Consider the following 15,705-nt stretch of genomic DNA (forward strand, 5'->3'; position numbering starts at 1 on the left):
TCGGGGTGTTGTGGGGGGGGGGGGCGCCTATGCCCGCCCGGCGGGCGGTCGGGGTGTACAACAGCCGGGGGGCGGCCCGCGCGGGGGGGCGGGCGCCCCCCCCCCCCACCACCGTCAACGCCAGCGCGACGAGCGCCTTCCGCATTTAGCTGTTGCCTCCCGACTTGGCCGTGGCCTTGCGGGCCCGGATGGTCGCGCCGGCCCCGACGCCGAGGCCGATGGCGCCGACGAGCAGGCCGGCGCCGCCGAGCCAGCGGGCCGTGCTGTCCGACGTCGCCGCCGCGGCTTCAGTCTGCTCCCCGGTGGTGGACGCCGTGTTCGCACCCATCGCGGCGTGGTCGCCGTCACCCTCGGCCTTCGCCGCCAGCTTGACCGACGGTGCCGGGTGCTCCGGCTCCTCACCGCCCGCCGGGGTCGGCTGGTTCCAGTCGACGACCTTGCCGTCGCTGTAGGTCTGGTGCGCCGGGAACTCGATCTGGTCCACATTGGTCGGCAGCGGGCCGAAGGAGACCGAGAACTCCTGGTAGTCGGTGGCCTTGAGCTCGCTGCCCGGCTGCGCGGTCCACGTCACCGCGGTGACGGCTTCGGTGATCTGCGTGCCGTTGTCCTTGGTGACCGGGGTCGGCAGCTTCGACTTGGTCACCTGGGCGGTCCAGCCGGGGACGGGCTTGGTCCGCACCGAGCCGATGCCGTAGTCCGCCTTGAAGTCGACGGTGACCTTCGTGGTGGTGATCGGGTCCTTCTCCTCGCTCGGCACGCGGAACACGATCGCCGCGTACCCGCCCTTCGTCGGCTGCGGGCCGTAGACGTTCGCGGTGACGTGCGCGGAGGCGACGCCGGCGCCGAGGAGACCGGCGACACCGACCGTGGCGGCGAGGAAACCGGCGCGCTTGAAGACGTTCTGGGACATGGGTTCACTCCTGATGAACTCAAGAAGGGGCAGCGGACTCGGGGGTCCGCTGTTTCGGGGATGAGCTGGGTTCAGGAATGAACCGGCGGGCCGCGCCGCCCGCGGATCCGGCGCAGGTCGACGCCGACGAGGTGCCCCGGCGCCGCGGTGCGGGCGGGGACGAGTGCGGGGGCCGCGGCCGGCACCGGCAGCGGGGTGAGCAGCCGCGGCAGGATCGCGCGCAGCACGGCCAGCACCGTGAGCAGCGTCGCGTCCGCGCGGGCGAGCAGGAGCGCGGTGACCAAGGTCGCGATCGAGTGCGCGGCCACCATGCCGAGCCCGGTGCTGCCGGGCATCGTGTACATGTCGTGGTGGCCGGCGAGCGTGGTGAGCAGCAGGTGCATCACGAGCTGGGCGGCGCCGAGCAGCGTGATCGTGGCGAGCGGTCCGCGTGCCTTCCGGGCCAGCGCGGTCGCGGTCCAGCCGAAGAGGCCGGTGAGCAGCACGGTCATCGCCGGGTCGGGCAGGCCGCCGTCGGCGAGCCGGTGGGCAGTGACGGAAAGTGCCGCTGCGGACACGGCGAGCGACACACCCCGGGTAGCACCGAGCACGGCGGGACGCCGTGCCGGGACACTCATGAGGAGCAGCCTAAGGGACCTCGCCCCACGTGAGCGTGTGATCCCGTGAGGTGAGCACACATGAAGTTCACGTTTCGCGTCACGACGTGGTTCAGGTCATTTGTTGCCGATCACGTCGGTGCAGGCCAAGGTGGGCGGAACCGGTGGGCCGAAACGGGGGTTTGGACCGGCCATGAGCTGGGTACTGAGCCGTCGGTCAGGAACTAGCCCGTTCGGGTGAGAGCCTGCGCAAAGGGCGGGAGAGCGGACACGGATGAACCTCTTCGACTACATCTCCGACCGGGCGAGCAAGCTCTGGCTGGAGGCTTACCTGCACACCAGCATGGTGGTGCAGTGCACGATCCTCGCCGCGGTGCTCGGCGTGCTGATCGGGATCGCGGTGTACCGCAGCCCGATCGGTTCGGCGGTGGCCACGGCGCTGGCGAGCACGATCTTGACGGTCCCGTCGTTCGCCCTCCTGGGCCTGCTGATCCCGCTTTCGGGGCTCGGCCCGACGACCGCCGTGATCGCGCTGGTGCTCTACGGCCTGCTGCCGATCGTCCGGAACACCATCGTCGGGCTGGACGGCGTCGACCCGGCCGTCGTCGACGCCGCGCGCGGCATCGGGATGAGCCGCTTCGGCGTGCTGACCCGGGTCGAGCTGCGGCTGGCGTGGCCGGCGATCCTCACCGGCATGCGCGTGGCGACGCAGATGCTGATGGGCATCGCGGTGATCGCCGCCTACGCGAAGGGCCCCGGCTTCGGCGCCGAGGTCTTCTCCGGGCTCACGAACGCGGGGAGCACGAACTCCCTGAACCAAGCCGTCACCGGAACGGTCGGGGTCGTCATCCTCGCGCTGATCCTCGACGGCATCTACGTCCTGATCAAGCGCTTCACCATTTCTAGGGGTGTCCGTGGCTGAGAACGAGGAAGTCTCCGGCGTCGAGATCGAGCTGGAGCACGTCACCAAGCGGTACCCCGGCACCCGCGAAGCGGCCGTCGACGACTTCTCGATGGTCGTGCCCGCGGGCAAGATCGTGGTCTTCGTCGGCCCGTCCGGGTGCGGCAAGACCACGACCATGCGGATGATCAACCGGCTGGTCCAGCCGACGTCCGGCAAGATCACCATCGGCGGCGAAGACGCGCTCAAGCTCGAAGTCGACACCCTGCGCCGCCGGATCGGCTACGCCATCCAGCAGGCCGGCCTCTTCCCGCACTTCACCGTGGCGCAGAACATCGCGGTCGTGCCGGGCCTGCTCGGCTGGGACAAGAAGAAGGTCAACGACCGGGTCGAGGAGATGATGGACCTGGTCGGGCTCGACCCGGCCGACTTCCGCGACCGCTTCCCGCGCCAGCTGTCCGGCGGGCAGCAGCAGCGCGTCGGGGTCGCGCGGGCGCTGGCCGCGGACCCGCCGGTGCTGCTGATGGACGAGCCGTTCGGCGCGGTCGACCCGATCACCCGCGGCAACCTGCAGGACGAGCTGCTGCGCCTGCAGAGCGAGCTGAAGAAGACGATCGTGTTCGTCACGCACGACTTCGACGAGGCCGTGAAGCTCGGCGACAAGATCGCGGTGCTCGGCAACCAGTCGTCGATCCTGCAGTACGACACGCCCGAGGCGATCCTGGCGAACCCGGCGGACGACACGGTCGCCGGTTTCGTCGGCGCGGGCGCGTCGCTGAAGCAGCTGACGCTGCTTCGGGTCCGGGACGTCGAGCTCCAGCAGGACGCGCTCACGGTGACGGTCGACGAGACGCCGGCGTCGGTCCGGGAGAAGCTCGACAAGTCCAAGCGGCACTTCGCGCTCGTGCTCGACGCGCGCCGCCGCCCGACGCGGTGGGTGCACGCCCGTGAGCTGACCTCCGCGACGTCGCTGGCCAACGTCGGCAAGCCGCTGCGGGACGTCGTCAGCCTGCAGTCGACGCTGCAGGACGCGCTCGAGGCGATGCTCGCCGAGGGCGGCTCGGTGCCGGTGACCGGCGCGCGCGGTGAGTACGCGGGCACCATCCAGCTGGACACCGTGATCGCGACCATCCAGCAGCTGCGCGACGAGCACACGAACGGTGAAGAGGTGTCCGCATGACGGCTGCCGTCGATACCGGTTTCAGCACCGAGTCCGGCTCCAAGCGCGCGGAACGCGTCCGCCTCTTCGCCCAGCCCGTCGCCGTGCTGGTCATCGTCGCCGTGACGCTGGTCTCGGTGTTCTCCAGCGGGCTGACCGCGACGGAGAATGAGACGCTCAACGCGTCGTCGCTGCTGACGGCGTTGTGGGACCACGTGCTGATGACGCTCGTGGTCACCGCGATCGTCGTCCTGGTCGCGGTGCCGCTCGGGATCCTGGTGACGCGGCCGTGGGCGCGTTTCCTGGCGCCCATCTTCCTGGCCATCGCGAACATCGGGCAGGCCGCGCCCGCGCTGGGCGTGCTCGTGCTGTGGTTCATCATCACCGGCGCGACCGGCGGGATCTGGGTGGCCGCGCTGCCGCTGGCGTTCTACTCGCTGCTGCCGGTGCTGCGGAACACGATGGTCGGCATCCAGCAGGTCGACCCGGCGCTGATCGACGCGGGCCGCGGCATCGGGATGTCGTCGGCCGCGGTGCTGTGGCGGGTCGAGCTGCCGCTCGCCGTCCCGCTGATCCTGGCCGGCCTGCGCACGTCGCTCGTCCTGGCGGTCGGCACGGCGACGTTCGGCATGTTCGTCAACGCCGGCGGGTTCGGGCTGCTGATCGACACCGGCTACAAGCTGAACCTGACCTCGGTGCTGGTGACCGGCTCGGTGCTGGCCGTCGCGCTGGCGCTGCTGGTGGACTGGCTGGGCGCGGTCGCCGAACAGTACTTCGGACCGAAGGGGCTGCGATGAAACTCCGGCGACTGCTCTGCGTGGCCCTGCTGGGGGTGACGCTCTCGTCGTGCGGCCTGACGGTCAACCAGGCGGTGCCCTACGACATCAAGCCGGGCTCGATCCAGCCGATCCCGTCGCTGCAGGGCGTGAAGGTGACGGTGGGGTCGAAGGACTTCACCGAGAACATCATCCTGGCGTACATGGCGGAGATGGCCCTGACGGCGGCCGGCGCGGACGTCGTGGACCTCTCGGACATCAAGGGCTCGAACTCCTCGCGCCAGGCGCTGCTGTCCGGCCAGACCGACGTCACGTGGGAGTACACGGGCACGGGCTGGATCAACTACCAGGGCAACGAGCTCCCGGTACCGGGCGGCGAGAAGGCCCAGTACGACGCGACGGCCAAGGCGGACGAAGAGAAGTTCGGCGTCACGTGGCTGAACTACTCGCCGCTGAACGACCAGTACGCCTTCGCGGTGACGGAGGCGTACGGCGCGCAGAACAACCTGAAGACGACCTCCGACCTGGCGGCGTTCATCAAGCAGAAGCCGGACCAGGCGGTGTTCTGCCTGGAGACGGAGTTCACCAGCCGTCAGGACGGCTTCCCGGCCGCGGTCAAGGCGTACGGCTTCCAGAACCCGACGGTGAAGAACTTCGGCATCGGCACGATCTACTCGGCGGTGGCGAGCGGGACCTGCCCGGTGGGTGAGGTCTTCACGACCGACGGCCGGATCTCGGGCCTCAACCTGCGGGTGCTGGAGGACGACAAGAAGGCGTTCCCCCAGTACAACGCCGTGGCGACGCTGCGAACGGAGTGGCTGAAGCAGCACCCGGAGGTCCGCGGCCCGCTGGAGAAGGTCAGCGCGGCAATCACGAACGACCAGATGGTCGAGCTGTGCAAGCAGGTCGACGTCGACGGCCAGGACGCGGGCAAGGTCGCCCACGACTGGATGGTCAAGAAGGGCTTCGTGAAGTAGCGCCCGCGGGGGCGCCCCCCGTTCTCTACGCTACCGGCCGGCACCGACAGTTTCGGTGCCGGCCGGTAGCGTCAGATCCCCAGCCGGTGCAGCAGCTGGCCTTCGAGCCGCTCCAGTTCGCCGGCCACCGCGCGGTGCACGGCCTTGCGCCGCGCCGCCGGCATCCGCTCCGCCGCGCGCACCGATGCCGACAGCTGCTCCAGCGTGCTCAGCGAGTCCTTCACGAATTCCTGGTCCGCCTTCGACGCCTTCTCCGACTTCTGCAGGTCGCGGCAGCCGTCGGCGAGGCCCGCGATCCGGGCGTGCAGGGCCGCGCCGCGGCCGGTGTACTCGCCCAGCTTGTCGACCGAGACCCCCAGCTTGCGCGCCTGGTAGCGGTCGTACGCGTCCCGCGCCGCACCCGCCGCGCGCACCGCGAACGGCGCGACCACCGGGATCACGGCCGGGCCGAGCACCTTCGCCACCGCGACCGCGTTCTTCGCCCTCTTAGGGGTGAACCTGGCATCACCCTCGACCTTGGCCTTGCGCGCCATGGCACCTCCTGCGACGTGTCGACGTCGAACTTACTGGTCTCGCACGTGGCGGGCATGTCGGCTCGGCGGTGGGAATCTAGAGTGATCGCCATGCAGAACGGTGAGGTGGTACTCGACGCGGGCGCGGTCAGCCGCTGCCGTCGTCGGGTGCACCTCGAGCACGACCCGGCGATGCGCGAGGTACCGCTTTCCCCGCCGGACCCGACGGCGCAGCAGCGGATCGCCGACGCGACCGCCCACCGCGAGGACATCGTCAGCAGGCTGATGGCGGCCAACCCCGGTCACTGGGTGAAGATCGACCGCGACCTGCCCGCCCACGAACGCGTCGAGCGCACCGAGCAGGCCTTCGCCGCCGAAGCGCAGTACATCTGGGGCGCGCTCTTCCCGGTCGACGCGGCCGGCCACCGGCGCGGCGGCATCGACCTGCTCGTCCGCACCGGCCGCGGGTACGTCCCGGTGCTCGTCGTGCGCCACCGGATCTCCGATCGCGGCGCCGGCGCCGTCGTCACCGAGCTGACCGACCTCGACCCGGCGCACCGCAAAGCCGACGAGAGCCGGAAGGTCCGGTCGCAGCCGCGCGACCAGCTCCGGCTCGTGCACACCCGCCGCATGCTGCAGACGCTCGGGCAGGCCGACGAAAGCCTCGCCATCGGCGGCGTCATCGGCCTCGACGCCGACGTCGTCGTCTGGCACGACCTCACCGCGGGCACCTGGCCGGGCGGGCGCAGCGCGCTCACCGAGTACCAGGTCCGGTTCGCCGACCGGCTCGCCATCGCGACGGCGGCCGCGAACGGCGAGGAGCCGCTGGCCGAGCCGTCGCGCGTGCTGGAGTGCCGCCGCTGCCCGTGGTGGCCGACGTGCGAAGTCGTGCTGACCGAGACCCGGGACGTCAGCCTCGTCGTCCGCGGCGAGGACGCGGTGGAGCTGCGCCGCGCCGGCGTGTCCACTGTGGACAAGCTGGCCGCGCTCGACCCGACCGGCGACGCGCCGGACGTGAACTGGACGGGCGTGACGTTCCCGGACGCCGTCGTCCTGGCCCGCGCGTGGCTGGCCGACCTGACGCTGGTCCGCCGGGTCGACCGCGTCGAGGTCCCGCGCGCCGACGTCGAGGTCGACGTCGACATGGAGAGCTTCGGCGACGCCGGCGCGTACCTCTGGGGCTGCCTGCTCACCGGCGCCGACATCGGGATCGAACCCGGCTACCGCGCCTTCGCGACGTGGGATCCGCTGCCGACCGACGACGAGGCCCGGTCGTTCGCCGAGTTCTGGGCCTGGCTCACCGACGTCCGGGAGCGCACCGAAGCGGCTGGGCTGACCTTCCGCGCGTACTGCTACAACGCGCTCGCCGAGAACCGCTGGCTGTTCGGCTCGGTCGAGCGCTTCGGCGACCACCCCGGCATGCCTTCGAAGAAGGAAATCCAGTCCTTTGTGGACTCGGACGAGTGGGTCGACCTCTTCCGCAGCGTCACCGACCAGTTCCTCTGCTCCCACGGCAAGGGCCTGAAGGTGATCGCCCCGGTGGCCGGCTTCTCGTGGCGCGACCCGGAAGCGGGCGGCGAGGCGTCGATGCGCTGGTACCGCGACGCCGTCGGCATGGACGGCGAGGCACCGGACGCGGCCCAGCGCGAGCGGCTGCTGCGCTACAACGAGGACGACGTCCTGGCAACGCGCGCGCTGCGTGAGTGGATCGACGCCCGGGCGCAGGCCGAAGTGCCGTACATGTTCGATCTCTGAGTAGTTCGTCGACTAAGACACTTGCCCGCTGGCGCGTCTTGCGTATACTCGTCGACGAGTACTCGTGAACGAGGAGTCGGCATGAAGAAGCGGAAGGTCGGCAGCATGCTCGGCCTGGCCGTGCTGTCCGTCGCGCTGGAACGCGCGATGCACCCGTACGAGATGGCGGCCGTGCTGAAGGAACGCGGCAAGGACGCCGACATGCCGATCAAGTGGGGATCGCTGTACACGGTCGTCGCGAACCTGGAGAAACACGGCTTCCTGGAGGCCGTCGAGAGCGTCAAGGACGGCGGGCGGCCCGAGCGGACCGTCTACCGGATCACCCCGGCCGGCCGGGCGGAGTTCGAGGACTGGGTCCGCGAGCTCGTCGGCACGCTCGACCGGGAGCCGCCGCGGTTCAAGGCCGGGCTGTCGATGATCGGCGTCCTGGGTCCGGACCAGGCGATCAGCCGGCTGCGGGAGCGGCTCGCCCAGCTCGACGAGCACGCCGGGGCGCAGCGGGCGGCGTTGGAACAGCTGCGGCCGCTGATGCCGCGGCTGTTCCTGGTGGAGGTCGAATACGACCTCGCGATGACGGAGGCCGAGGGGCGCTGGGTGCGCGGCTTCCTCGAAGAACTGACCACCGGCGCGCTGCCCGAGATCGAGGCGTGGCGCCGTTACCACGAAACCGGCGAATTCCCGGACGACCTGGGGGAGTTCGTGGAGAGGTAGGAACCGATGGAGACCACTCGCAAGCACAGGGTGCCCGAGATGGAGGGCTTTCAGGCCCGCTGGTACGCCAAGAACCGCGGCACGGACGCCCAGATCGCCCAGTACCGGCGGCTGGCGGCCGAGGTCACGGCGGGCTGGCCGGACGGCGCCGACGTCCTGGAGGTGGCGCCCGGGCCGGGCTTCTTCGCCGTCGAGCTGGCGAAGCGCGGCTTCCACGTGACCGGGCTGGACATCAGCCACACGATGGTCGAGATCGCCCGGGAGAACCGTGGCGACCTGGAGATCGACTTCCGCCAGGGCGACATCACGCACGCGCCGTTCGCGGACGAGTCGTTCGACTTCCTCGTCTGCCAGGCCGCGTTCAAGAACTTCCGGCAGCCGGTGACGGCGCTGAACGAGATGCACCGCGTGCTGCGGCCGGGCGGGTTCGCGGTGATCCACGACCTCAACCACGAGGCCACGAGCGCCGACATCGGCCGCGAGGTCGACCGGATGAACGTCGGCGCGCTCAGCGGGTTCACCGTCCGGCAGACGCTCGCCTGGCTGCGGCGCCGGGCGTTCACGCGGGAGCAGTTCGAGGAGCTGGCCGCCGAAAGCGCTTTCGGCGGCTGCTCGGTGACGGCCGACGGCATCGGCCTGGAAGTCCGCCTGACCCGCTGACCACGGACGCCGGGGCACGCACGTGCCCCGGCGGAAGGGTCAGCGCGGGGCCATCCGGAGCGAGCCGTCCATGCGGACGACCTCGCCGTTCAGGTAGTCGTGGTCGATGAGCGACAGCGCGAGCTGCGCGTACTCGTCCGGCCGCGCGAGGCGCTTCGGGAACGGGACGCCGGCGGCGAGGGACGCGCGGAACTCGTCGCTGACCGTGGCGAGCATCGGCGTGTCGACGATGCCGGGCGCGATGGTCAGCACGCGGATGCCGTGCGAGGCCAGGTCGCGGGCCGCGGGGAGCGTCATGCCGACGACGCCGCCCTTGGACGACGAGTAGGCGACCTGCCCGATCTGGCCGTCGAAGGCGGCGATCGACGCGGTGTTGATGATGACGCCGCGGGCGTCGTCCTCAAGCGGTTCGGTCTTGGCGATGGCCTCGGCCGCGACGGTCAGCACGTTGAACGTCCCGACCAGGTTGATCTGGATGACCTTCGCGTACAGCGCGAGGTCGTGGCGGCCCTTCTTGGACAGGATCCGCGCGGACGGCCCGATGCCGGCGCAGTTCACGACGGTCCGCAGCGGCACGCCCGAGCCCGAAGCGGTCGCGACGGCGGCCTCGACCTGCTCGACGTCGGTGACGTCGGCCTCGACGTAGGTGATGCCGTCGACCTGCTCGGCCTTCTCGATGGACGACGCCAGGTCGAGCGCGAACACCCGCGCGCCCTTGGCCGCGAGGGCCTTCGCCGTCGCCCCGCCGAGGCCGGAAGCGCCCCCTGTGACGAGCGCCGCGGTGTCGGTGATCTGCATCTTTGCGGTTCCCTTCGTGCTCCGATTCGCGGACTCAGGTTAACGCTCGTTCGCACGCGGGGTTCGTGTCTTCGCTCACCGCTCCCGGGGGCGACCGGTTCCGTTAGCGTCGTGGTCAACTCCGGCTGTCACCTTCAGCACCATGACGCCAGCTCGGATCGTGGTGGTAGGGACCGGTTACGTCGGACTGACCACGGGGGCCTGCCTGGCCAGTCTGGGTCATTCCGTCACGTGCGTGGACGTCGACCGGGCGAAGGTGTCACGCCTCGCCGCCGGTCGTGTGGACATCCTCGAACCGGGGCTGGCCGACCTGGTCACCCGCGGGATCGCCGCGGGCCGCCTCCAGTTCGTCGTCGGCGCGCGGGACGCGGTCCGCGACGCCCAGGCGGTGTTCCTCTGCGTCCCGACGCCGATGGGCGCGGGCGGCTCGGCGGACCTGCGCGCGGTCGAGGCCGTGGCCGCCGAGATCGGCGACGTCCTGCCCGCCGGCTGCGCGCTGGTGACCAAGTCGACCGTGCCGGTCGGCACGTCGAAGCGGATCCAGGCGATGCTCGGCCGTACCGACGTGCCGGTGGTGTCGAACCCCGAGTTCCTCCGCGAGGGCACGGCGGTCGCGGACTTCCTGGGCCCGGACCGGATCGTCGTCGGGTCGGCCGACTTCGCGGCCGCGCACTGGGTCGGCGAGCTGTACGCGGAACTGGACGCGCCGGTCGTCGTCGCCGACGCGGCGAGCGCCGAACTGGTCAAGTACGCCGCGAACTGCTACCTCGCGCTGAAGCTGTCCTACGTCAACTCGATCGCCGAGCTGTGCGAACGGCTGGGCGCGGACATCGACCTCGTCACCGAGGGCATGGGCTACGACCGGCGGATCGGGCGGACGTTCCTCAAGCCCGGCCCCGGCTGGGGCGGCTCGTGCCTGCCGAAGGACACGAGCGCGCTGGTCAAGGTGGCCGAGTCGGTCAACTACGACTTCAAGATGCTGACCTCGGCGATCGACGAGAACATCGCCCAGCGCGACCGGATCGTCGCGAAGATCGCCGGCGCGGTCGGCGGCACCCTGGCCGGCGCCCGGATCGGCGTGCTGGGCCTGGCGTTCAAGGCGGGCACGAACGACCTGCGCGACTCGCCCGCGCTCGCCGTGGCTTCGGTGCTGTGCGCGCTGGGCGCGGACCTGGTGGCCTACGACCCGGCGGTCGACGGCGAGATCGCCGGGATGACCGTGGTCGACGACGCCTACCAGGTCGCGAAGGACGCGGACGCCGTCGTCGTGCTGACCGAGTGGGCCGAGTTCAAGCACCTCGACTGGGCGGCGATGGCCGAGCTGATGGAGGGCATCGACGTCGTCGACACGCGCAACCTGCTGGACCCGCGGGTGATCGTCGACGCCGGGTTGTCCTGGCAGGGCGTCGGGCGGCCGCGGGCGGCGGCGCGAATCAAGGTTTCCTGACTGCTTGATCTTGGTTAAGGTGATCGGCACGGCATCGCGTGTCGGTCACCGGCTGGGTGAGGCATGGAGGTGGCGGGAGTGCCCGTGGAGGCATTTCAACCGTGTCAGTTTCCGTTGAATTGAACCATTTGATCATTCCGTCCCGGAACAACCGGGAATCCGCCGAATTCCTGGCGAACCTGCTCGGCCTCGAAGTCGGGGAGGAATGGGGTCCGTTCATCCCCGTCGAGACGCGCAACGGCGTCCGGCTGGACTTCGCGACCGTCCCCGAAGAGGACCTGCGCCTGCAGCACTACTGCTTCCTGATCCCGGAGGACGACTTCGACGCCGTGTTCGCGCGGCTCGTCGAAACGGGCGTGACCTACCACGCCGACCCGATGGGAAAGCAGGTCGGCGAAATCAACCACAACCACGGCGGCCGTGGCGTCTACTTCCTCGATCCCGGCGGGAACGGGATGGAGGTCATCACGCAGCCGTACGAGCCGGAACGGCTGCGCCCGGCGTCCTGGTGAAAGTTCCTTAGCAATGCGTACTATCGGGGCATGTTCACGACGAGGCCGGAGCTGGCCGGCACCTTCGGGATGGTGGCATCGACGCACTGGCTGGCCTCGGCCACCGGGATGGCGGTGCTGGAGGACGGCGGCAACGCGTTCGACGCGGCGGTCGCCGCCGGGTTCGTCCTGCAGGTCGCCGAGCCGCACCTGTGCGGGCCGGCGGGCCAGGTACCCGGCCTCTTCGTGACGGCGGACGACCCGACCCCGCGGGCGCTGGCCGGACAGGGCCCGTCGCCCGCGGGGGCCACCGTCTCGCACTTCGCGTCGCTGGGGCTCGATTTGATCCCGGGCAGCGGCCTGCTGCCGGCGACCGTCCCGGGTGCGTGGGACGCGTGGCTCCTGCTGCTGCGCGACTACGGGACGAAGCCACTGCGGTCGGTGCTGTCGTACGCGATCGGCTACGCGCGCAACGGCGTCCCGCTGGTGCCGCGCGTCGGGGACACGATCAGCGCTGTCGCCGGGTTGTTCACCGAGCACTGGCCGACGTCGGCGGCGCTGTGGATGCCGGACGGCAAGCCGGCGTCGGGCCTGCACCGGAACCCGGCGCTGGCGGACACGTGGGAGCGTCTCCTGCGGGAAGCCGAGTCGGTCCCGGGCCGCGAGGCGCAGCTCGACGCTGGACGTCGTGCCTGGTCACAGGGTTTCGTCGCCGAAGAGATCGAAAAGTTCAGCCGGACCGCGTTCCGCGACGACTCGGGCCGCGACCACGCGGGCCTGCTGACCGGAGAAGACCTGGCGTCGTGGTCGGCGACGTACGAGGAACCGGCGTTCGTGGACGTCGACGACTGGCGCCTGGTCAAGATGGGCGGCTGGACGCAGGGCCCGGCGCTGCTGCAGCAGGCGCTGTTGCTGCACGGCTTCCGCGCCGAGCTGTCCTATGTGGACGGAATTCCGTCGGAGCGCACGGTGCACTTGGCGACCGAAGCGGCGAAGCTGGCCTTCGCCGACCGCGAGGCTTGGTACGGCGACACGGACGTGCCGCTGGACGTGCTGCTGTCGGCGTCGTACACGGACTCCCGCCGCGCGCTGATCGGCGAGTCCGCTTCGGCTGAGCTGCGGCCCGGCGACGCCCGCGGCCCCGCGCGTCTCCCGGCGATCTTGGACTCGCTGCGGGGAGTGAAGTCGGAGGGCGGCGCGACGGGCGAGCCGACGGTGGGGCCCCAGGGCCAGACCCGCGGCGACACGGTCCACCTGGACGTCGTCGACGCGGCGGGCAACCTGGTGTCGCTGACACCGTCCGGTGGTTGGCTGCAGTCGAGCCCGACGATCCCGTCGCTGGGCTTCTGCCTGGACTCGCGCGGGCAGATGTTCTGGCTGGAGGAGGGACTGCCGAACTCGCTGGCGCCGCGCAAGCGCCCGCGAATCACGTTGTCGCCGTCGCTGGCGTTGCGTGACGGGGTCCCGACGCTGGCGTTCGGCACCCCGGGCGGAGACCAGCAGGACCAGTGGCAGCTGTGTTTCTGGCTGGCCCACGTGTACGGCGGCCTGAACCTGCAGGAATCGATCGACTCGCCGGCCTGGCACACGACGGCGTTCCCGAGTTCGTTCTACCCACGCTCGTGGAACCCGCGCGAGCTGGTGGTGGAGTCGCGGCTGGGGGCGTCCACATTGGACGCATTGCGCGAGCGAGGCCACTTGCTGGTCGACGCGGGCGACTGGGCCCTGGGCCGCCTCTCGGCGGTGTCGCGCACGGACGGCCTCCTCCACGCGGCGGCGAACGCCCGAGGCATGCAGGGCTACGCGGTCGGCCGTTAGAGGGACAGCGAAGCCCAGCCACCGCCCTCGGCGAGCAGGGTTCGCACGCCGAGGGCGTGGTCGGCGAAGCCGGCGAGGTCGCCGTGCAGCATCGCCATCCGCTCCTCGTCGAGCGGTGCGGTGTCCCCCTGCCACAGCTCGCAAGTCCAGCTCGCGGCCAGGTACATCGACCTGAGGAGCCCGGCTATCGCGGCGTCGGCCGAGCCGCCGGCGGCGAGGTAGTCGGCGAGAATCCGGTCGCAGGTGGCGGTCAGCTCCCGAATACCGCGCACCGCTTCGTCCGGGCTGCCGTCCCACCCCGGCCGCGGCCAGGCCGACGAGCCGAGTTCGAGCCACAGCCGCCACCCGGCGGTCAGCTCGTCGTGGTCACGCGGCACCCATTGCCCGGCCATGCTTCGAGTGTGCGCCCGAACGCACGGCCCGGCGGATGGGATTCCTCACTTCCCGGGCCGCTCCCACAGCCAGAACTCGATGCCCTGGTTGTCCGTGCAGTCGGCCGTCGTGCCGTACGGGTGGTTCTCGACCTCGCCCGTCCGGCCGCCCTGCTCGCGCACCCGGGTCAACGCGGCTTCGAGGTCGTCGACCGCGTACATCAGCTTCCAGCCCACCTGGCGGTCGCCGGCCCACAGGCCGCCCTCGAGGCCCGGGCCCGAGAAGCCCCACGCGTCGGACGTCGAGCCCGGCGTGAACTGCCAGCCCAGCACCGCGCCGTAGAACGACTTCGCCGGCTCGGCTTCCGGGACCTGGAACGTGAAGTACATGGCCTCGCCGTGGCGAGCCGGGCGCGGGCCCGCGGCCGGGGACGCCGCCTGCGAGACCAGCCACCGCTGCCCGAACGGGTCGCGGAACGAGCCGCCGCGGCCGTATGGCGAGTCGCTCACCGCGCGGATCAGCGTCGCGCCCAGCTCCAGCGCCCGGTTCACCGAAACGTCCGGGTCCGGCACCTCCACCCGCACGGACGCGCCCCCGTCGCGCGGTGCGACGTGGCCGATCTCGGGGTACTCCTCGGCGAGCATCAGCACCGCGTCGCCGATGGCCAGCTCCGCGTGCCCGATGCGGCCGTCGTCCATCAGGATCGGCTCGCCGCGGCGCACGGCGCCGAACACCTCGACGTAGAAGTCGAGCGCGGCCCGCGCGTCGGACACCGCGAGGTACGGCGTCAGCGAGCGCAGTTCGGCGGCGGTGGACGGTGCTTCCGAAGTGGTCGTCATATCGGCTCCGTTCAAGATCAAGCGACGCAGGTTGTCGCGTAGTTCGGCGGCGAAGTCCGGGTCGGGGGCCACCCGGGCGGAGGGACGGCGAAGCGCGTCGAAAGGCTCAGGCATCGCGACCCTCCTTCTCCTCGTAGGCGCGCCGGAACGCGGCACGGGCCCGCACGAGCAACGCCTCCGTGGCGTGCACGCTGCGGCCCAGGTGGCCGGCGACTTCGGGCACGCCGAGACCGTCGACGTACCGCAGGGTCAAGGCCGCGCGGTGGTGCGACCCGAGGGATTCGAGCACCTGTCTCGCGCGCAGGGCGTCGAGCTGCTCGTCCCACGGGTCCTCGACGTCCGGCTCGCTGTCGTGCACCAGCCGCAGCCCGCGTTCCTCACGTTCTTTGCGCCGCCAGTGGTCGGCGAGCTTGTGCCGGGCGACGCCGATCAGCCACCCGGTGCTCACTGGAGGTGCGTACTCCTTGCGACAGGCGGCGACCGCCCCGAGGAACGTCTCGGACGTCAGTTCCTCGGCGAGCGTGCGGTCACCGCACCGGGACAGCAGGTACCCGTAGACCTCCGGCAGCGCGGTCTCGTAGAGCCCGAGCAGCGCGAAGGCCGGGTCCGGTCGTACCCGAGGTTCCGTCACACCCTCATCGTCGTCCGGCGCGCGGCTTTTCCGACGGGTGAACTTTCGCTTTTTTCGGCGGCCACGTCACCCGGATGGTGACGACGTGGTCCCGCCGCCCGGGGAAGAGCCGGTAGACGCTGACGACGAAGGTGCCGGGCCGGGCGCGCTTGCGGGACAGGTAGTCGTGCGCGCAGGCGGTCCCGTACCGGACGGTCCACCCCTGGTACCGCTCGCTGCGGTGCTCGAGGACGAACCCCATGTCATCGACGAGTTCGGTGTATTCGTGCACCCGCGAGCCGTCGGCCTCACGCCGGTACTCGAGCTCGTGGGGGTAGCCGTACCTGTCCATGACCTGCAGGTTCGCGTTCCG

At 70.9% G+C, this 15,705-nt stretch carries 18 protein-coding genes; 10 read left to right on the forward strand and 8 right to left on the reverse strand.

Annotated features, from left to right (window positions below; genetic code table 11):
* Positions 1-145: 145 nt before the first annotated feature.
* Positions 146-910 carry a YcnI family protein gene (locus tag AB0J40_RS38675; RefSeq protein WP_364463840.1) on the reverse strand — a complete coding sequence of 255 codons (765 nt, stop codon included), beginning with the start codon at positions 908-910 and terminating at the stop codon, positions 146-148.
* A 71-nt stretch (positions 911-981) separates the two neighbouring features.
* Positions 982-1,527, reverse strand: a complete 546-nt coding sequence (locus tag AB0J40_RS38680; RefSeq protein WP_364463843.1) for a hypothetical protein — start codon at positions 1,525-1,527, stop codon at positions 982-984.
* Between the two features lie 253 nt (positions 1,528-1,780).
* Between AB0J40_RS38680 and AB0J40_RS38685 the strand changes: the two genes are divergently transcribed.
* Genes AB0J40_RS38685 through AB0J40_RS38700 form a run of 4 tightly spaced genes read left to right on the forward strand, consistent with a single transcriptional unit; the run spans position 1,781 to position 5,319 of the window.
* Positions 1,781-2,428: an ABC transporter permease gene (locus AB0J40_RS38685; protein WP_364463846.1), complete on the forward strand. Its 648-nt coding sequence runs from the start codon at positions 1,781-1,783 to the stop codon at positions 2,426-2,428.
* Positions 2,421-3,587 carry an ABC transporter ATP-binding protein gene (locus AB0J40_RS38690; RefSeq protein WP_364463849.1) on the forward strand — a complete coding sequence of 389 codons (1,167 nt, stop codon included), beginning with the start codon at positions 2,421-2,423 and terminating at the stop codon, positions 3,585-3,587. Before AB0J40_RS38685 ends, AB0J40_RS38690 begins: the two co-directional genes overlap by 8 nt.
* Positions 3,584-4,363: an ABC transporter permease gene (locus AB0J40_RS38695; protein ID WP_364463851.1), complete on the forward strand. Its 780-nt coding sequence runs from the start codon at positions 3,584-3,586 to the stop codon at positions 4,361-4,363. The genes AB0J40_RS38690 and AB0J40_RS38695 overlap by 4 nt, the downstream gene beginning before the upstream one ends.
* Positions 4,360-5,319, forward strand: coding sequence for a glycine betaine ABC transporter substrate-binding protein (locus tag AB0J40_RS38700; protein WP_364463853.1), 960 nt, complete (start codon positions 4,360-4,362; stop codon positions 5,317-5,319). Before AB0J40_RS38695 ends, AB0J40_RS38700 begins: the two co-directional genes overlap by 4 nt.
* Positions 5,320-5,390: 71 nt before the next feature.
* Here AB0J40_RS38700 and AB0J40_RS38705 read toward each other — a convergent pair whose 3' ends face one another.
* Complete coding sequence (locus AB0J40_RS38705; RefSeq protein ID WP_364463854.1) at positions 5,391-5,852, reverse strand: DUF6474 family protein; 462 nt, start codon at positions 5,850-5,852, stop codon at positions 5,391-5,393.
* Positions 5,853-5,942: 90 nt separating this feature from the next.
* Between AB0J40_RS38705 and AB0J40_RS38710 the strand changes: the two genes are divergently transcribed.
* The 3 genes from AB0J40_RS38710 (at position 5,943) to AB0J40_RS38720 (ending at position 8,957) form a co-directional block, all read left to right on the forward strand.
* A complete protein-coding gene (locus AB0J40_RS38710) occupies positions 5,943-7,586 on the forward strand; it encodes a TM0106 family RecB-like putative nuclease (protein ID WP_364463856.1) in 1,644 nt (547 codons plus the stop codon).
* Between the two features lie 81 nt (positions 7,587-7,667).
* Positions 7,668-8,297 carry a PadR family transcriptional regulator gene (locus AB0J40_RS38715; protein ID WP_364463859.1) on the forward strand — a complete coding sequence of 210 codons (630 nt, stop codon included), beginning with the start codon at positions 7,668-7,670 and terminating at the stop codon, positions 8,295-8,297.
* 6 nt (positions 8,298-8,303) lie between these two features.
* The gene (locus AB0J40_RS38720; protein WP_364463862.1) at positions 8,304-8,957 is read left to right on the forward strand and encodes a class I SAM-dependent methyltransferase; all 654 of its coding nucleotides are present in this window, start codon (positions 8,304-8,306) and stop codon (positions 8,955-8,957) included.
* Positions 8,958-8,996: 39 nt separating this feature from the next.
* Here AB0J40_RS38720 and AB0J40_RS38725 read toward each other — a convergent pair whose 3' ends face one another.
* The gene (locus tag AB0J40_RS38725; RefSeq protein WP_364463864.1) at positions 8,997-9,755 is read right to left on the reverse strand and encodes an SDR family NAD(P)-dependent oxidoreductase; all 759 of its coding nucleotides are present in this window, start codon (positions 9,753-9,755) and stop codon (positions 8,997-8,999) included.
* A gap of 142 nt (positions 9,756-9,897) precedes the next feature.
* Here AB0J40_RS38725 and AB0J40_RS38730 point away from each other — a divergent pair, with 142 nt between their 5' ends.
* The 3 genes from AB0J40_RS38730 (at position 9,898) to AB0J40_RS38740 (ending at position 13,511) form a co-directional block, all read left to right on the forward strand.
* Positions 9,898-11,202 carry a UDP-glucose/GDP-mannose dehydrogenase family protein gene (locus tag AB0J40_RS38730; RefSeq protein WP_364463867.1) on the forward strand — a complete coding sequence of 435 codons (1,305 nt, stop codon included), beginning with the start codon at positions 9,898-9,900 and terminating at the stop codon, positions 11,200-11,202.
* A 128-nt stretch (positions 11,203-11,330) separates the two neighbouring features.
* The gene (locus tag AB0J40_RS38735; RefSeq protein ID WP_364463870.1) at positions 11,331-11,714 is read left to right on the forward strand and encodes a VOC family protein; all 384 of its coding nucleotides are present in this window, start codon (positions 11,331-11,333) and stop codon (positions 11,712-11,714) included.
* Positions 11,715-11,744: 30 nt separating this feature from the next.
* Positions 11,745-13,511, forward strand: a complete 1,767-nt coding sequence (locus tag AB0J40_RS38740) for a gamma-glutamyltransferase (RefSeq protein ID WP_364463873.1) — start codon at positions 11,745-11,747, stop codon at positions 13,509-13,511.
* Here AB0J40_RS38740 and AB0J40_RS38745 read toward each other — a convergent pair.
* The 4 genes from AB0J40_RS38745 to AB0J40_RS38760 are packed head-to-tail and all read right to left on the reverse strand — an operon-like array spanning position 13,508 to position 15,684.
* Positions 13,508-13,903 (reverse strand): hypothetical protein, encoded by a 396-nt coding sequence (locus AB0J40_RS38745; protein WP_364463875.1) that lies wholly within the window; start codon positions 13,901-13,903, stop codon positions 13,508-13,510. The two genes, AB0J40_RS38740 and AB0J40_RS38745, sit on opposite strands and share 4 nt — an antisense overlap.
* Before the next feature lie 45 nt (positions 13,904-13,948).
* Entirely contained in the window at positions 13,949-14,836 is an 888-nt protein-coding gene (locus tag AB0J40_RS38750) for a VOC family protein (protein ID WP_364463878.1), read from the reverse strand.
* Positions 14,829-15,353 (reverse strand): sigma-70 family RNA polymerase sigma factor, encoded by a 525-nt coding sequence (locus AB0J40_RS38755; RefSeq protein ID WP_364383981.1) that lies wholly within the window; start codon positions 15,351-15,353, stop codon positions 14,829-14,831. The genes AB0J40_RS38750 and AB0J40_RS38755 overlap by 8 nt, the downstream gene beginning before the upstream one ends.
* A 4-nt stretch (positions 15,354-15,357) precedes the next feature.
* The gene (locus AB0J40_RS38760) at positions 15,358-15,684 is read right to left on the reverse strand and encodes a hypothetical protein (protein ID WP_086675050.1); all 327 of its coding nucleotides are present in this window, start codon (positions 15,682-15,684) and stop codon (positions 15,358-15,360) included.
* Between the last annotated feature and the right edge of the window lie 21 nt (positions 15,685-15,705).

Origin of the sequence: Amycolatopsis sp. NPDC049691, assembly GCF_040675005.1 — a bacterium.
In the GTDB taxonomy this organism is placed as follows: Bacteria; Actinomycetota; Actinomycetes; order Mycobacteriales; family Pseudonocardiaceae; genus Amycolatopsis.

Excerpts from the sequence above, each read along its gene's own strand:
- AB0J40_RS38675 (WP_364463840.1), bottom strand. The coding sequence starts at position 910 with ATGTCCCAGAACGTCTTCAAGCGCGCCGGTTTCCTCGCCGCCACGGTC.
- AB0J40_RS38680 (WP_364463843.1), bottom strand. The coding sequence starts at position 1,527 with ATGAGTGTCCCGGCACGGCGTCCCGCCGTGCTCGGTGCTACCCGGGGT.
- AB0J40_RS38685 (WP_364463846.1), top strand. The coding sequence starts at position 1,781 with ATGAACCTCTTCGACTACATCTCCGACCGGGCGAGCAAGCTCTGGCTG.
- AB0J40_RS38695 (WP_364463851.1), top strand. The coding sequence starts at position 3,584 with ATGACGGCTGCCGTCGATACCGGTTTCAGCACCGAGTCCGGCTCCAAG.
- AB0J40_RS38700 (WP_364463853.1), top strand. The coding sequence starts at position 4,360 with ATGAAACTCCGGCGACTGCTCTGCGTGGCCCTGCTGGGGGTGACGCTC.
- AB0J40_RS38705 (WP_364463854.1), bottom strand. The coding sequence starts at position 5,852 with ATGGCGCGCAAGGCCAAGGTCGAGGGTGATGCCAGGTTCACCCCTAAG.
- AB0J40_RS38710 (WP_364463856.1), top strand. The coding sequence starts at position 5,943 with ATGCAGAACGGTGAGGTGGTACTCGACGCGGGCGCGGTCAGCCGCTGC.
- AB0J40_RS38715 (WP_364463859.1), top strand. The coding sequence starts at position 7,668 with ATGAAGAAGCGGAAGGTCGGCAGCATGCTCGGCCTGGCCGTGCTGTCC.
- AB0J40_RS38720 (WP_364463862.1), top strand. The coding sequence starts at position 8,304 with ATGGAGACCACTCGCAAGCACAGGGTGCCCGAGATGGAGGGCTTTCAG.
- AB0J40_RS38725 (WP_364463864.1), bottom strand. The coding sequence starts at position 9,755 with ATGCAGATCACCGACACCGCGGCGCTCGTCACAGGGGGCGCTTCCGGC.
- AB0J40_RS38730 (WP_364463867.1), top strand. The coding sequence starts at position 9,898 with ATGACGCCAGCTCGGATCGTGGTGGTAGGGACCGGTTACGTCGGACTG.
- AB0J40_RS38740 (WP_364463873.1), top strand. The coding sequence starts at position 11,745 with ATGTTCACGACGAGGCCGGAGCTGGCCGGCACCTTCGGGATGGTGGCA.
- AB0J40_RS38745 (WP_364463875.1), bottom strand. The coding sequence starts at position 13,903 with ATGGCCGGGCAATGGGTGCCGCGTGACCACGACGAGCTGACCGCCGGG.
- AB0J40_RS38750 (WP_364463878.1), bottom strand. The coding sequence starts at position 14,836 with ATGCCTGAGCCTTTCGACGCGCTTCGCCGTCCCTCCGCCCGGGTGGCC.
- AB0J40_RS38760 (WP_086675050.1), bottom strand. The coding sequence starts at position 15,684 with ATGGACAGGTACGGCTACCCCCACGAGCTCGAGTACCGGCGTGAGGCC.